Origin of the sequence: Brevibacillus sp. HB1.4B (assembly GCF_013284285.1) — a bacterium.
Taxonomy (GTDB): Bacteria; Bacillota; Bacilli; order Brevibacillales; family Brevibacillaceae; genus Brevibacillus; species Brevibacillus porteri.
On record NZ_JABSUT010000001.1, the window covers coordinates 626,443 to 642,249 of the forward strand.

The window sequence follows — 15,807 nt, forward strand, 5'->3', positions numbered from 1 at the left end:
AATCAAAACCATATCAGGGGGTAAACAGAATGAAGGCACTGGTACTCGTAGATAAACAGAAATGTGAAGTAAAAAATGTTCAAGATCCCACACCTGATAAAGACGGGATTCTTATTAAAGTAATGGCAAATGGAGTATGCCGGAGTGACTTGCATTTTTGGCTGCATGGACAACCGGCAAACCGTATTTTGGGTCATGAATTCTGCGGCGTCGTAGAAGAAGTGGGTAGGGAAGTGACCCATTTTAAAAAGGGAGATCGGGTAGTTGTTCCATTTATCGGAAGTGATGGAACGTGCCCTTTTTGTCTCAGTGGGAAGTCAAACCTGTGTGACTCCAGGTCATTCCCCGGGATGTCCTATGATGGCGGCTACGCAGAATACGTCGCCGTTCCAAAAGGAGACCGGAATGTCATCCACTTACCAGAGGAAATTGACTTCCTCGATGCTTCGGCATTGGGCTGCCGCTTCATGACCGCTTTCCATGGTCTGGTCGATCGGGCACAAGTTATGCCTGGGGAGTGGGTGGCCATTTATGGATGTGGTGGACTTGGACTTTCTGCGATCAACATTGCCTCAGCAATGGGAGCAAATGTAATCGGTGTGGACATTCAAGATACGAATTTAGCGTTAGCCAAGCAGATGGGAGCAGCTTATACCATTAACAGCCGTAAAACGAACCCCGTCGAAGCCATCATGGAACTCACGAAGGGTGGAGCGGACGTGTCTGTAGATGCACTGGGCCATTCCGAAACATGTGTAAACTCGATTCTCAGCCTCAAAAAGGACGGACGTCACTTGCAAGGGGGGCTTATTACACACGATGGTGGAAATGTTACGATCCCTGTGACTGAAATGGTCAAGAAAGAGATTCGCTTCCTTTCTACCTTTGGCATGCCGGTTCATGGTTACTCCTCTTTGCTCTCTTTTGTGTTGCAAGGAAAACTTTCTCCTAGCAAAATGGTGAATCGCGAGGTTTCTCTTTCTGAAGTGAACGACATTTTTGAAGGAATGACCCAAAATACGCTGACCGGAACATTTGTTGTCACAAAATTCGAATAAGACAAGCTAGTCATTGCGAACATTGGGAAGAGTCTGCTGGTTATCACAGCAGACTCTTTTTAGCAAACGAAATGTTATCTCAAGAATTGATTATTCCAATCTGCCAGTTTGATTTTTATTACGATGGTTCTCATGGCTTTAGTGAGCATCCTATTGTTAACACCGAAGGAAAACGTCGAGGGGAAATCCGGCGTTTTTTTTGTTTTTTCACCTGACCAATGTGCTCCAATCTTGCGTGAAAAGGGTATAATAAACTGGCAAAATGTATCAAGTGTACAGTTACTTCCATTCAAATACACCAATGGATAAAAGGAGATACAATGACGGACAAAAAAGTAACGATTGAACCGGGATGGAACTTCGACAACAGCTATACAACGCTGCCGAAATCATTTTATTCCCGAATGAGCCCACCTCCTGTGCATTTACCGAAGCTCGCCATTCTAAACGAGTCATTGGCAAAGTCGCTCGGGCTGAACGCCGAAGCCCTTCAAAGCGCCGATGCTGTAGCCATGCTCGCGGGAAACGAGGCTCCAGAAGGCGCAATGCCTCTCGCGCAAGCATATGCCGGACATCAATTCGGTCACTTTACCATGCTGGGCGACGGACGGGCCCTTCTGCTTGGAGAGCAGATTACACCTTCCGGAGAGCGATTTGATATCCAACTGAAAGGTTCAGGCAGAACACCTTATTCACGCGGCGGCGATGGTAGAGCGGCCCTTGGCCCGATGCTGCGCGAATACATCATTAGTGAGGCCATGCATGGACTCGGAATTCCTACCACTCGGAGCCTTGCAGTAGTGACAACCGGCGAGTCTATCTATCGCGAAGCCGAGCTGCCTGGTGCCATTTTGACGCGTGTTGCAGCCAGTCATATCAGAGTAGGCACGTTTCAATTCGCGGCAAGATGGTGCTCGATTGAAGATCTCCGCGCGTTAGCAGATTACACCTTGCAAAGACATTTCCCAGAGATCGAAACAGAAGAAAACCGTTATCTCCTCCTACTGAAGGGAGTTATCAAGCGTCAAGCGGAGTTGATTGCCAAGTGGCAACTCGTAGGATTTATTCACGGAGTCATGAACACCGACAACATGGCGATCAGCGGCGAAACCATCGATTACGGTCCTTGCGCTTTCATGGACGCGTATGATCCCGCAACGGTATTTAGCTCCATTGACGTTCAAGGTCGCTATGCTTACGGAAATCAGCCGTACATTGCTGTGTGGAATCTCTCTCGTTTTGCGGAAACCTTATTGCCGTTGCTGCATGAAAATGAAGCGCAGGCTGTGAAAATGGCTGAAGATGCCCTTGGCGAATTTAGCAAGCTGTATCACAGCAATTGGCTCAGAGGAATGCGGGCAAAGCTTGGACTGTTTAACGAAGAGGAGCAAGACGAAGCGTTGATCGAAGGTCTGCTCAACATGATGAAGGAGCACGGTGCAGACTATACGAATACATTCCGTGCGCTCACGATCAATCAACCAGAAGGTACCGTGCTGTTTGGCACGAGCGAATTCACGGAATGGCATGAGCAGTGGAAAGCACGACTAACAAGACAGCCAGAAGACATCGAAGCGGTACAACAGGTAATGAAAAACAGCAATCCGGCAGTCATCCCTCGAAACCATCGTGTAGAAGAAGCGTTGGAAGCAGCATGGAAAGAGGGCGACAACACTGTGATGGAACGGCTTTTGGCAGTCCTTTCTGATCCATATGCGTACACGCCTGAACAGGTAGCATACACGACTTTACCAGCGGAATCGGCACGTCCTTACCAAACGTTTTGCGGTACGTGATAGCAAGCAATCAGAGTCCAACGATCTTTCACACGTTGGACTCTTTTTTCATACATCCGATCCGCGTTAAAATATGGAAAGCAAAGAAAAAAGGAGCAATCGTTTTATGGATAAAAAAGCAAAGCAAATCTTGGTGAAAACATTTTGGAGCAGCAACGGATGGAAGAGTCGCCCATTCGATTTTTCGGGAGCAGATTTTGAATACGCCAAAAGCAAAGGCCTCATGTTTGACCCGCTGACGATCAGTCATGAGGAGTGCATAGAGAAAATCATTGCTCAGCATGAAAAAGTGACGAAAGAACAAGTCGCCGCAGCATTTTTACACAGCCTCTCGACGCGAAAGGTGTACCTGCGCAGCGCCTTGTCTAGTTGGGCTTTGACTCAGTCTTTGACAGCCCATACATTCGAAAGTAACGTCGGCAAGTATATAAATCCAGAAAACGGTACCTATTTCGCCATGTACGGAGACTGCCATCTTTGCGACCGCTATCATATTGCAAGTCGAGAGCAGTATACGAATGAAGACATGAATGTCCTGAATTTCGAAAGAATCAAATGGGGAGGCATCCGCCTGAATTATCTACCGTACCTCATGCTTGATCTGGAGCTGTTAAGCAAGGAAGAAAATCTTACGGTACAGGAAGAAGATGTAGCCATCCTCCGTCAGGTGTTAGCCATCATCGCCAGCAGTGAGCCAACCGATGCCGCCCGTCAACTGGAGAAGCGCCTTACTGGAGCCTTTCCGTCTAGCAAGAATGAACGGGATGTCTTCATGGAAATTCTTGCATCCGCTGGAATTTTGGCTCCAAGCAAGGACAGACCAGGACGTGGCGGGAAGAACGACTTTTTCGCTGTCGTGAATTGGCGCGGTGAAGATAGCTATTCCGAGCAAGCTGTCCAGAACTTCTTTGGTCCGTGGCTGTAAAGAACGGAAAATCTAGGAACAAAGAAGGGTGCCATCTATACGCGAAGTGTGTATAATATTGGAAAAGTAAGTCGAAAAGTTAGTTTCTATTGAAAGGAGGTGAGATATAAGTGAAAAAGAAATTAATCGTCCTGTCAGGCATTGCGGGCAGTGGCAAAAGCAAGTGGGCACAAGAAATTGCCAAAAAGGAACGGGCAACCATCGTGTCTACGGATGAAATTCGCCAAAACTTATTCGGTGATGAGCGAAAGCAAAAAAGGTCAGCGCAAGTATTTTTTGAGGTTTATTCGAAAATCGCAACGGAGCTGGCGACTGGAAAGAATGTCATCTTAGACGCAACCAATATTGACAGAGAGAAAAGAATGAAGGTCCTTGCCAAATTTCCCGATGTCCAAAAGGTATGCTATTACTTCGATGTTCCCTATTCTGTTTGCCTAGAACGCAATCGATCCCGAAAGAGAACCGTAGACGAATACATCTTGGCGAAGATGCGGAAGAACTTCCATTTTCCTATTAAGAATGAAGGTTGGGATCACATTCATCTCTTGCACGAACCAGCTCCTTATGCCATTGGAAAAGAAGAGTTTGTTCAATTGCTTCAAAATGAACCTTCCTATGAAGAGCTGTTTGCCAAGTTGAATGCGATTCCGATCTTCCAAGAGATGTATCAGTTTAATCAGGAAAACCCTTATCATCAGTACCCTTTGTGCAAGCATACCTATCATGTTTTCGATTATGTAAACGCCTTTTACACGGAAGAAGATAAATTTCTCATGCAAGTGGTCGCCTTGTTTCACGATACAGGAAAACCATTTTGCAAAACCTACAAGCCGATGAAAGGCCATTACTCCTACTACGGACATGAGCATGTTTCTGCGCAAATTGCTTGCCATTTTTTAAAAGAATTAGGATTCGAAGATGATTTTATCTTCGAAGTCGTCAACCTGATTCAAATGCACATGAAGATTAACTACGGAACGCAGCAAGATATTTCCGAGATTTATCATTTGTTGGGCGATGAGTACCTATGGAAGCTGTACTTCTTTAAGGAAGGTGATGCTTATGCGAAATAAGGAGGTGAATAACGATGTTGAAAAAATACCCGAGAACCTTTCATTTACCCTGGTCAAGAAGTAGAACCGACGATGATAAAATTTTGCGAACGGTTCATCATTTCGAGGGAAAAGAAGTAGTCGTGACAGAGAAGTTGGATGGCGAAAATACCACTCTTTACCGAAATCATATCCACGCAAGGTCAATGGATAGCAAAGACCACGCATCTAGACATTGGGTAAAGATGCTGCACGGGACGATTTCGTTTCATATCCCGGAAGGCTGGAGAATTTGCGGAGAAAATGTATTTGCGCTGCACTCCATCTATTACGAACACCTAACGAGCTATTTCTACGTTTTCTCTATCTGGAATGAAAACAATGAATGCTTGTCTTGGGACGAAACGGTAGAATGGGCCGAACTACTTGGCTTAGAAACAGCGCCTGTCTTATATAGAGGGATTTGGAAGGAAGAGACCATAAAAAGTTGCTACACCAAACAATCTGTCTACGGCGGGGAACAAGAGGGCTACGTGGTACGAGTAACGGAGAGGTTTCCATACGAAGATTTTAAACAATCTGCCGCCAAGTTTGTGCGTAAAAATCATGTGCAAACCGACCAGCACTGGTTATCGAAGCCAGTTGTTCCGAATGGGATAACACAAACCAGTTAAAGACTTTTGATATAGAAGGGAATGAGAACAATGTAATTTGCTAAGTGGTATTGACCGTCTAATAGAGTATCCAAATTCCATTTTGGCTATTGTTAAGACAGTCATTCCATAGGAGGCGAGAGAGATGAACGAAGAAATGAACGAAGAAGTGAATGAAGAAATGATGTCAGCGGGCTGGGATGCCATTGATCAGGAGATGAGAAAGATTTATGGAGAGCAGGAGCCTAAGCATTACGGGACGCTCATCTCGTATGCGCTGGGTGGTCAGGATCCATTGGATGGAATAAGTGCCTACAAAGCGGACGAGCCTTACCCGCATTGGCATTTTGTCACGTATGGTTTTACTGAGTTATATGAAAAGGAATCCGAGAATGAAGAGGAAAGCGGCTTTGGCTTTGAATTGACGTTTCGATTGGCACGAAAGGACGACGAGGAAGAGCCGCCTGCTTGGGCGCTGAACCTGCTTCAAAACATGGCGCGTTACGTATTCAACACCGGCAATGTTTTTCAAGCTGGTGATCATTTGGATGCAAACGGTCCGATATGCCTGGGTGCCGATACCCAACTGACTGCGCTCGCTTTTGTCATGGACCCACAGCTTCCCGAAATCGATACGCCGCATGGTCGGGTGCAATTCTTGCAAATGGTCGGAATCACAGGTGATGAACTCGATGCGATGATGGCTTGGAATACACGTGGCGTACTCCAATCTGGCTTGCCGTACATGCCTTCCTACATAACCGATCTCGAGCGAGATTCTCTCCTTCGCAACTCTACAGTTTCGGATGCTGTTCAAAAAGGAATGGAACAAGAAGGCTCCAACACTGCTTTTTTGTATGTCAGCCAGCTAGGATGGGAGTCAGGTAAAAAAGGCTTTTTGAAAAAAACACCTTCGACCTTAAAGCTGGGAGCGAAGCAAGCGGAAGTCATCGGAAAGATTCTCCGCGGACGTATGCGAAAAGGGGAAAGCCTGAGCCTGCTGGGACCTGATGTCCGGGTTGTATTTGAGGCAGGAGAAAAGCCTGAATGTATTCCAGAAGAGGACGTCATTCGATTTGTCCTCGATGATGCGACAACGATTGCGCTTACCAAGCAGTTGCTTCCAAAGGAAAGCAGCTTTGAGATGCCTTCCCTGAAAGGAATTGCCATAAACATTGTGAAAACCAATATTACCGATAGCGAGGGCAATGTCGTCAAGGTCATCGGTTAAGACCGTAGCGCTGTTTTGGCGAGGAGGAGAGTCAGTCAATGAATCAGGCAGCAGAAGCATTTCTAAACGAAGTATGGACTTCCATCCAAGAAATTTACAAAAAAGAGAACCAGCGGATCAACGAGATCAAAGACTGGAGTCGACTGCAGGTCGGGATCAAAGACTACCTGAGAGTGGCATGGAGAAAAGGAAAACTCAATTGGGCCAATGGCAAAATCCACGTGGATGTCCATGAACCTTACAGTTGGAGTGACGACTCGTACAAATACGACGCGGGTCCTTACATGGAGGAGCTTACAGAGGAAATTCTCATGCAAGAATTTTTGCCCGCACTGTGTGAACGCATGGAATCCCTTTTTCATTCCACCGACTATGCTTCTCACTTTTTTAATTACCGCTTCGAGCTCGTCTTCGAATTCGAGTGGGAACAATCGATGCAATGCCATACTCACCATTTCGTAAACGAACAAAAACGCGAGAGTCTAAAACAAGCATTGGATCAATTTATTGAGACAAAAATTAAGCAGGAGCTTCCCGTACGTCCGAATGAAAAAGATGATTTTTTCTTTGCTCATTGTCTCGTCAATCCCGATTTGATGGAACAAAAGCAGGAAGTTATCGAACCGCTCATCCAGCGTCTTAGCGAAAAGCTGCGCTCCAATAAAGAGCGCAGTGATTCATGGACATACTACTTTACTTTGGCTTTAAAAGGCTGGGCGGATGAGCGTTTTTTAGTCAAATTTTTCGATCGTACCGGGCATTATGGACTGGATTGGGCTTTGAAACCTGAGCAGGAGCGTCAAGAACCAGAAATGGAGGAGCTGGACTTTTTCCTGTACATCGCTCTCGCAATTGGTAACAAGGAACCAGACACCCGCAAGAAGTTTCTGGACCTCGCTGTTCAGCTCGGTTCCAAGCAGGCTACGGACTATGTAAAACGGGGCAGCGGTCGCTTTGAAAACGAGTATAAAGGCACTCTGATTCAAGCAAGCGCCAATGACGTTTTGCAAGCGATCGACATCCGTATCGTATCTGAGGAAGAAGCCGCCTACGGAGAAGCACTAGATTTTATCAACGGTCTTTTGCGTGAAGGTTTTCCCAAAGGGTACAAGCTCAAGCTGAAGAGCAGCGAAAAGCACTACCTACCAGTAAAAAAGCTGGCGAAGTCAGGTCTCCACCAGTTTTTTGCGAATGCGTCCCGTTATCCTGTCTTATACCCGAAAATCGCAGAATATGCTGAGCTTGCGATGGAAGAGTTTGCGTGGTACGGGGATGTAGAGCCTAGTGAGAAATCCGTCATGCCTGGCACCTATGCGGTATTGGCTCTCGGCTTGTCTAGCAACGATTATTTTCCACTCTTTCGTCGCTATATGGAGCTGGTCGACACGGAGCATCAGTCTGCTCAGGACGATTTTGCTATTGCGTTTATCGAGGCGCATGGTGTAACCGTAGAGAATATGCCAGTACTCGTCTCTCTGGTGCTTGGCAGTAGCGACTCGGCGAAGCCTTTGAAAAATATCACCATCGATCGTGCAGAACTGGTGGACGCACTCATAGGGGAGCTTGCAGCGATGGAAGATTACCTGCGGGAAACCGTTATTTATCGCCTTTTCGGCGGGAATAAGAAGCTCGCACAGGCGGTAAAGAAGGAATCTTCCCCGATCAAAGACAAGCTTGTACAACTGCTAGCCTTGGTCGAATAGCTTCATTGACAATATTTAGAAGGCCATGCTATATTGAATTCAACTACATGGAACGGAGGGTGAATCATTTGCGCAATTGTTTATTTATTGGAAAAGCCAATCCTATAATAAATAAACAAGAAGCCAATTTCACCCGCAAATTTATATCTTGAATTCCTGTATGGTTTATTTTCCATATAGCGTTTTCTAGAACGAGAGCAAGATGCTTCTGTTTATTGGACAGAAGCATCTTTTTTTGTTGTCAAAAAAGGGGGTGATACAGATGAACAAAGAGTAAAGGACGAGAAATGGAAAAACGAAATGGGGAATCCAAATGGTTGAACTGCACAATATCACGATTACCACCAAAAAAGACGGCAGGCCTCTCATTCAAAATTTGCATCTGACCCTGCAAAACGGCGACAAGATTGCCATCATCGGGGAAGAGGGAAATGGAAAAAGCAGCTTATTAAAATTGATTTACGCGGAACAAATGATTGCCGAGTATTGCACATTTGAAGGGAAAGTGTTGAGAAACGAATGTTCCATGGGTTTTCTTTCACAGGAGCTATCGGACGAAGAAAAACAAATGACCATTGCCGACTTCTTTGCCGAAAATCAATGGACCAAAGAACTGGTAAGAGCGATGGATGATCTCGGCATTCATGCATTGGATTCAGATAAAAGGATGGGTGTTCTGTCCGGTGGTGAGCGTTTCAAATACCGCTTTTTAAGTCTGTTGGCACAGAAGCCTGATGTTCTATTACTGGACGAACCCACGAATGATTTGGATATTCAAACAATGGAATGGCTAGAAGAATTTATCCAACAGACGGCTATTCCTGTCATATACGTATCGCATGACGAAACATTTATTGCGAATACAGCAAACGGTATCCTTCATATGGAACTGACGAAGCGCAAACAAGTACCCAAATATACGTTTTCAAGAGAACCATATGAGAATTACCTCGCGAATCGTGAGAGCCACCTGAACAAACAAGAGCAGATAGCCAGAAAGCAAGCTTCTGATCATCGAAAGCAAATGGAGAAATGGCATGACGTTTGGAATAAGGCAGAACATCAACATCGGAACGTATCCCGCTCGGACCCGCGACTGCAAAAGAAGATCAAGTCTCTGAAAAATCAAAGAGAGCGTATGGAGAAAGCATCGGAAACGTTTCTAGAGGCACCAAGTGTAGAAGAAGCAAGCGAATTCCGATTTGATTCTGCGGTACATGTGCCTGGTAGTAAACAAATCCTCGAGTTTTCATTGGAAGTACTGCAAATAGCGAACAAACAGCTATCGAAACAGATTCATTTATCGATCAAGGGACCAGAAAAAGTCGCGATTATTGGGGAAAATGGAATCGGAAAAACGACGTTGTTGAAAAAGATCATGGATGAGCTAGTCCAGCACTCGTCATTAAAGATCGGTTACATGCCCCAAAACTATGAAGACCGACTGGATTCAACGAAAACACCGATTGAATTCTTGGAAAGAACCGGGAATAAAGATGCGATTACCAAAGCGTATACGCATTTAGGCAGTATGAATTTTACAAAAGAGGAGATGCATCAACCCATTAAAAACTTATCTGGGGGACAGAAAGCGAAATTGCTTCTGGTAAAAATGATTTTGGATCAGTGTGAAATATTGATACTGGATGAACCGACCAGAAACTTTAGTCCTTTGACGACTCCTGTTCTGTGTCGCTCCTTAATGGCTTTTGACGGTGTGATTATCAGTATTTCGCATGATCGACGGTATTTACATGAAGTCGCAACAACTGTTTATGAGCTAACTGCCGAAGGTCTCATGAAAATAAAATAAAGGATAATGGCGGAATCATTGCTACATGGTTGACATTGCTATTTGAATTCAATATACTGACTTTAATTTCATATGAAACATACGTTGAAAGAGCCCAGTAGCAGCTTATTCCCTGTTCTAGAAAGCCGGGGGTTGATGGAACCCGGTACACAATAAGCGAGCGAATTACACTCTGGAGTATCTCGGGTAATGCCGAGCGGAATCGCGAACGATAACTCGCTACGAGTGGCATGAATGGCCTGCGTTAACGCATGGGTCCATTGGTGCAAGATGGGTGGTAACACGGTTATTCAATCGTCCCTATGTCTACAATAGACAAGGGGCGATTTTTTGTTTTTTTACCATAGGAGATTGAAGGAGTGTATGGCAGTGAATATTATCGACGAACTCGAATGGCGCGATGCCATCAATCAGCAAACAGATGCAGAAGGACTGCGAGAATTAACGAATGAAAAAGCAGTCTCGTTATATTGTGGTGTAGATCCAACAGGTGACAGTATGCATATCGGTCACTTGATTCCTTTCATGGTACTGAAACGCTTCCAGCTGGCTGGTCATCGTCCAGTTATTTTGATCGGTGGTGCAACAGGTACGATTGGCGATCCGAGCGGCCGTCAATCCGAGCGCTCTTTGCAAACACTGGAACAAATTCAGGAAAACGTCGACAAACTCACCGCACAGATGAAAAAGCTGTTCATTACAGAAGGCGACAACCAAATCCGTTTGGTGAACAACTACGACTGGACGCATAAGATCAATGTCATTGAATTTTTGCGGGATTACGGAAAAAACTTCAGCATCAATACGATGCTTGCCAAGGATGTTGTATCGAGCAGACTGGAAAGCGGCATTTCGTTTACGGAGTTTTCCTATCAAATTCTGCAATCGCTGGATTACCTGCATCTGTACAATCATGAAGATGTTCAGTTGCAAATCGGCGGTTCCGACCAATGGGGCAACATTACTAGCGGTCTTGATCTGATTCGCAAAAAAGAAGGATCAGAAGCAAAAGCATTCGGTCTCACCATTCCTCTGATGCTGAAGGCAGATGGTACGAAATTCGGGAAGACAGCAGGGGGAGCCATCTGGCTTGATCCAAACAAAACAACACCATTCGAATTCTACCAATTCTGGGCAAATACCGATGACCGCGATGTTGTGAAATACTTGAAATACTTCACGTTCCTTTCTAAAGAGGAAATTGACGAGTTGGCTGAAAAAGTACAGACCGAGCCACACAAACGCGAGGCGCAAAAAGCGCTGGCGGAGGAAATGACGAGATTTGTACACGGTGAGGAATTGCTGGAGCAGGCGAAGCGTATTACAGCAGCTTTGTTTACTGGTGATATTAAATCGCTATCGGCAGATGAGATCGAGCAAGGTTTCAAAGAAATGCCGACGTACGAATCTACGCTCGAAACGAAGAACATCGTTGACTGGCTTGTTGAGATCGGCATTGAGCCATCCAAGCGTCAAGCACGTGAGGATATTACAAAAGGCGCTATTTCGATGAATGGCGAGCGGGTTTCCGATCTGGAACTGGAAGTAACGCCAAGTCTCGCTATCGGCGGTCGCTTCATCATTATCCGCAAAGGCAAGAAAAACTACAGCTTGGTAAAATTGTCTCAATAGATGAAGGAATAAGAAGCTTCCCTGGAAACCTGAAGGGAAGCTTCTTCTTTTAATTGCATGATTTTCGTGTTTGACAGTCCTCCAACGTATGATTGTGGAAGGACACCGCTTTGCGATCTAAACTATAGCTGATAAAAGTCAGCAACGATGCTGCGATCGCGACAATCGCACCAACCCAGGAAACATCAATGAGTTCCCGGTTTGTCGTAATAAATCCACCCAAAGCTGATCCGAGGGCGATCCCAACATTGACTGATACAGGAGTTAATGAGGAAGCCAAATCTCTGGCAGCCGGGAAATGTTTATCGGCCAAATCAATAAAATACAATTGCATCGTGGAATTCATGATATAAACGACCAAGGCCATAAACGATAAGCTGATGAATCCACCTAGAAGGGTATGGGACGAAACATAAAGAGATGCGAGAATAGCGGCTTGCATCAGATACACATACCGAAGCTTTCCAATCCCGTTGTGAGCTGCCAGTTTTCCACCAATCAACGTGCTAAAGATCGAAATTACCCCGTACAGTAAAAATACGAGACTAATCGATTGGTTCGGTACGAAGAGCACTTCTTGCAGCAAAGGAGTTAAATACGTATATACCGTATAGGTTGCTGCGATACTTAATGCCGGGATAAAAAAAGCGATGATGATACGTGTATGGGTCAGTAACCCGATTTGTTTTTGCAAGGAACTGCTCGATCCCTTCAATCCTTTTGGGATGGTCACTGCACTGGCAAGGAGAGAAATGACGCCTAGTAGCGCCGCAAACCAAAAGGCCATTTGCCAACCTCCCCATTGCCCAATAAAAGTACCAAGTGGCACCCCAATAACGCTGGCGATCGTGAAGCCCGAAAAAATGATCGAAATAGCGGTCCCCCTTTTCTCAGCAGGCATCGTTTCACTGGCAACCGCCATGGCAAGTGCAATCAAAACCCCGGTCACAACGGCAGTCAAGATTCTGGAAACAAGAAGCAATACATACGTCTCGGATAGGGCAGTTAGAATATTCCCTGTAATAAAGATGCCGATCAACGTAAGCATGAGTGGATACTTGGCAAATCGGCTGAATATCGCAGTTAAGATCGGTGTACCGATGGCAAATGAAATGGCAAAGGCTGACACGAGCGATCCTACTGTTGAAATCGAAATGCCCAACTCGGATGCCACATCACTAAGCAGCGAGATGAGGACAAATTCACTCGTACCCAGAACGAAGGTCAATATAAATAAGGTAAAAGTTAGGAACTTTTGCTGTCTGTTCAAAAGCTGAATCTCCTCTCCACATGTTCGATTGTTAAGCTTTTTCTACGGCCATCTGGAGCTCGGCGACATAAGAGTCCGGGTCTTTGGGATTTTCACGACGAACACAAATTTCACGACGCGGCTCATTCTCTTTGATCCGGTATCCATTTCGTTCAATCCATATCGCCAATTCGACACTCGCAGTGCAACGGCATGTCGTCCGGCAATGATGGATGAGTGTAGCCATCAACGGAATTTCCGGCAATCGCTTAACGGTAAAAGGTGGTTCGGTCTGCAAATCGTGAGTAAGCAAACGCGCCACTTCCACATCCATGTTGTCATCGCACTCCTCACAGCCATGCCAAAGAACCATTCTGGAGAGAGAAGATTGACCTGAACGCCCCATATAATCGTCCAGCTTTTGAAATAGCTCCGGAATTTTATTGAACGGCGTTCTTTGACGATAGGATAGGACAAGTTGAGGTTCTACTTTTTTTAGAATAACGTCATGCGAAGACAAGCTTTTCTCTTCATTTTCGATGGCATACAGACGATCGTTGATCAGATTCAGTCTTGCTTGCTCCTTATCCAGAATGGATTGAATCTCGCTTTGCTTGATTCGAAACATCCCCCTGATTTGTTCGAGTGGGATTTGCTCGCTCATCATCTGGCGAATTTGATCCAAGGAAAACCCCAATTCTTTATAAGCCAAAATCCGATTAAGCTGAAGCATTTGGTCAGCCGAATAATACCGATAGCCTGAAAATTTGTCGGTATGAGCTGGCTTAAGCAAATGAACTTGATCATAGTAAACGAAGTGTTTTGACGGAGACTTGACTAATCTTCGCAAATTCACTGATTTAAAACATGGGGTAACCTCCATACTTACGTTTTTTCTGTACCGAGTATAACTTTCCAGTTAAGGGGAGAGTCAAGCGGCAAGGGAAGGGGAATGGGCAATAAAAAACCGGTGGGTTTCGATACCACCGGATGTGACCGATTTTTATTTTATTTCTGAAGTGCAATACTATCCACTTTGTTCGCAGCAATAACAGCGACTGCATTCGGCTCCAGATCGAACCAAAAAATCAGATCGCCATCCGCTTTCTTCTGCGACGGCTTCATCCCGTTCACATAGACTTTGATTTCACGTACAGTTGTCAAATGCAATTTGCCTTGATCGCGCAGGGTGTCCATTCATTTCAATAAGCGGTCAAAATCGGGATGTATGATCCAGTTACTTTTGATATCCCGAATGATAAATTTCCCGCCGTGCTTTTTGGAAGGAATTCTTGCCAAGTAAGTATGATTGATAAAAACCCCACGATTTTGAATGAGCTGCTGGAGATTTTGTTCCCGATACAGATACAGTGTATCTTCCGGAATGATGGCAGCCGACCATGAATAAAACGGGTCGGTGACTGTCGGATGCGACCAATAGAGAGGGGTGCGCAGGGCGTCACCTCTTTGGGGTTGGTACAGATCAAGACCATGATTGGGATTGGCGATATCTTCTGAGCTGTAGTGCCAAAAATACGATGTGTCGTATTTTTTCCATTGATGCGCCAAGTAATTCGCAGTTTGGTTGTCTAGCGCGTTAAACGCAAAGCTGGACTTCAAATACCCATGGTCAATCCATGTACTGCTTTGGAAGTGATCTTTCATTACTTGCAACGCATCTTCCGTAGTCTTTTGATAGTGCCTGATTTCGTAAGGATAGAGGGTATGTAGACCCATGTCATTATCGTTCCGATTCAGATCATCCAGAAACTGCAAAAATTCAGGGCATTGCGCAATGGCGACATTGACAGGCGATTTTGCTTGAAAATACGGATTCGAGTAAAAAACGCTTTTCGTAACTGGTATTCGATGTTTGACAAAACCGCCTGTCGCTTGTGCCGACGATGTAATCTTCTCGGAGCCGAAATAAACAGCCCGATTTGTTTGCAGCGTCTGCTTGTCAGCATGCTCTGTCCATACGTGCGTAGCCAAAAAACCAGAAGGCTGACTCATAAATCGCAGCATGAGCTTCGGTTGATACCCAACTACCAGCGAAAATGAATTGGTCCGTTCATCGTTTGCACGATATTCGGAAGCATGGCGGATTTTTCCGACTTGATTCGTTGAGCCTTGCTGTACATATCTGTACATATCTGTGATCATTCATGTGATCCAGATTGACGATGAGCTGTTTTTGCGTTGCATTCAATTCAAGTGACGATACGTTGGGAGCATGGTACAAAATGCCGCCAAACGATTCGGAGCGAATTTCTATGATTGCTCCTGGTTGAAATGCTGGACTTTGATCCAACGTTATTTGATTGGCTCCTTTCGGAAGGGAAGGAGTCATTGCATTGTAAATCGTGCCATATTCGGCTTGGTACTGAATGGAAGAGAGGATTTCATTTTTCGCCAGATCAGTAATGCGGACATTGCCTGCCTCATCCCAGCTAAACACATAATACGGATTTTGAAAGGACTTCTTCGCAAGCGTAGGTATTGGAAAAGAAAGTACCAAGAATAGCAATAATAAGAAGGGAATGGCGAAAAACCTTTTTGCCCGCATGATTTTCTCCTTTTGTATGATGATATACGTTAGACGAATGTGCACCGAAAAATCCACAAGGTAAGCCATCATGATTTAGACCTTCTCAAACAGCAAGAATAGATATATAATTAATTAAATTAATTAACT

At 45.1% G+C, this 15,807-nt stretch carries 14 protein-coding genes and 1 other annotated feature; of the genes, 9 read left to right on the forward strand and 5 right to left on the reverse strand.

Annotation, left to right across the window (positions count from 1 at the left end):
- Positions 1-29: 29 nt before the first annotated feature.
- From HP398_RS03085 to tyrS, 9 genes are all read left to right on the forward strand, one after another.
- A complete protein-coding gene (locus HP398_RS03085) occupies positions 30-1,058 on the forward strand; it encodes an alcohol dehydrogenase catalytic domain-containing protein (RefSeq protein WP_173621795.1) in 1,029 nt (342 codons plus the stop codon).
- Between the two features lie 320 nt (positions 1,059-1,378).
- Entirely contained in the window at positions 1,379-2,854 is a 1,476-nt protein-coding gene (locus HP398_RS03090) for a protein adenylyltransferase SelO (protein ID WP_173621796.1), read from the forward strand.
- A 106-nt stretch (positions 2,855-2,960) separates the two neighbouring features.
- Entirely contained in the window at positions 2,961-3,779 is an 819-nt protein-coding gene (locus HP398_RS03095) for a hypothetical protein (RefSeq protein ID WP_173621797.1), read from the forward strand.
- A 110-nt stretch (positions 3,780-3,889) separates the two neighbouring features.
- Entirely contained in the window at positions 3,890-4,852 is a 963-nt protein-coding gene (locus HP398_RS03100) for an AAA family ATPase (RefSeq protein ID WP_017248460.1), read from the forward strand.
- A 14-nt stretch (positions 4,853-4,866) separates the two neighbouring features.
- The gene (locus HP398_RS03105) at positions 4,867-5,505 is read left to right on the forward strand and encodes an RNA ligase family protein (RefSeq protein ID WP_173621798.1); all 639 of its coding nucleotides are present in this window, start codon (positions 4,867-4,869) and stop codon (positions 5,503-5,505) included.
- Positions 5,506-5,653: 148 nt separating this feature from the next.
- On the forward strand, positions 5,654-6,715 hold the full coding sequence (locus HP398_RS03110) for a suppressor of fused domain protein (RefSeq protein ID WP_371736712.1): 1,062 nt from the start codon (positions 5,654-5,656) through the stop codon (positions 6,713-6,715).
- A gap of 38 nt (positions 6,716-6,753) precedes the next feature.
- Complete coding sequence (locus HP398_RS03115) at positions 6,754-8,418, forward strand: DUF6138 family protein (protein ID WP_173621799.1); 1,665 nt, start codon at positions 6,754-6,756, stop codon at positions 8,416-8,418.
- 313 nt (positions 8,419-8,731) lie between these two features.
- Complete coding sequence (locus HP398_RS03120) at positions 8,732-10,231, forward strand: ATP-binding cassette domain-containing protein (RefSeq protein ID WP_173621800.1); 1,500 nt, start codon at positions 8,732-8,734, stop codon at positions 10,229-10,231.
- Between the two features lie 75 nt (positions 10,232-10,306).
- Positions 10,307-10,536 (forward strand) — a binding site (T-box leader).
- Positions 10,537-10,594: 58 nt separating this feature from the next.
- Positions 10,595-11,863: a tyrosine--tRNA ligase gene (gene tyrS, locus HP398_RS03125; protein ID WP_217368469.1), complete on the forward strand. Its 1,269-nt coding sequence runs from the start codon at positions 10,595-10,597 to the stop codon at positions 11,861-11,863.
- A 49-nt stretch (positions 11,864-11,912) separates the two neighbouring features.
- On the opposite strand, the gene HP398_RS03130 is transcribed toward tyrS, so the two are convergent.
- From HP398_RS03130 to HP398_RS30785, 5 genes are all read right to left on the reverse strand, one after another.
- A complete protein-coding gene (locus tag HP398_RS03130) occupies positions 11,913-13,133 on the reverse strand; it encodes an MFS transporter (protein ID WP_173621801.1) in 1,221 nt (406 codons plus the stop codon).
- 31 nt (positions 13,134-13,164) lie between these two features.
- The gene (locus HP398_RS03135; RefSeq protein WP_371736704.1) at positions 13,165-13,968 is read right to left on the reverse strand and encodes a MerR family transcriptional regulator; all 804 of its coding nucleotides are present in this window, start codon (positions 13,966-13,968) and stop codon (positions 13,165-13,167) included.
- A 152-nt stretch (positions 13,969-14,120) separates the two neighbouring features.
- A complete protein-coding gene (locus HP398_RS30775; RefSeq protein WP_254475800.1) occupies positions 14,121-14,276 on the reverse strand; it encodes a hypothetical protein in 156 nt (51 codons plus the stop codon).
- A 33-nt stretch (positions 14,277-14,309) separates the two neighbouring features.
- On the reverse strand, positions 14,310-15,275 hold the full coding sequence (locus tag HP398_RS30780) for a hypothetical protein (protein WP_254475802.1): 966 nt from the start codon (positions 15,273-15,275) through the stop codon (positions 14,310-14,312).
- Positions 15,184-15,750: a hypothetical protein gene (locus HP398_RS30785; RefSeq protein ID WP_254475804.1), complete on the reverse strand. Its 567-nt coding sequence runs from the start codon at positions 15,748-15,750 to the stop codon at positions 15,184-15,186. Before HP398_RS30785 ends, HP398_RS30780 begins: the two co-directional genes overlap by 92 nt.
- Positions 15,751-15,807: the final 57 nt, after the last annotated feature.

Coding starts and splice junctions, on each gene's coding strand:
- HP398_RS03085 (WP_173621795.1), top strand. CDS start 30: ATGAAGGCACTGGTACTCGTAGATAAACAGAAATGTGAAGTAAAAAAT.
- HP398_RS03090 (WP_173621796.1), top strand. CDS start 1,379: ATGACGGACAAAAAAGTAACGATTGAACCGGGATGGAACTTCGACAAC.
- HP398_RS03095 (WP_173621797.1), top strand. CDS start 2,961: ATGGATAAAAAAGCAAAGCAAATCTTGGTGAAAACATTTTGGAGCAGC.
- HP398_RS03105 (WP_173621798.1), top strand. CDS start 4,867: ATGTTGAAAAAATACCCGAGAACCTTTCATTTACCCTGGTCAAGAAGT.
- HP398_RS03115 (WP_173621799.1), top strand. CDS start 6,754: ATGAATCAGGCAGCAGAAGCATTTCTAAACGAAGTATGGACTTCCATC.
- HP398_RS03120 (WP_173621800.1), top strand. CDS start 8,732: ATGGTTGAACTGCACAATATCACGATTACCACCAAAAAAGACGGCAGG.
- tyrS (WP_217368469.1), top strand. CDS start 10,595: ATGGCAGTGAATATTATCGACGAACTCGAATGGCGCGATGCCATCAAT.
- HP398_RS30780 (WP_254475802.1), bottom strand. CDS start 15,275: ATGATCACAGATATGTACAGATATGTACAGCAAGGCTCAACGAATCAA.
- HP398_RS30785 (WP_254475804.1), bottom strand. CDS start 15,750: ATGATGGCTTACCTTGTGGATTTTTCGGTGCACATTCGTCTAACGTAT.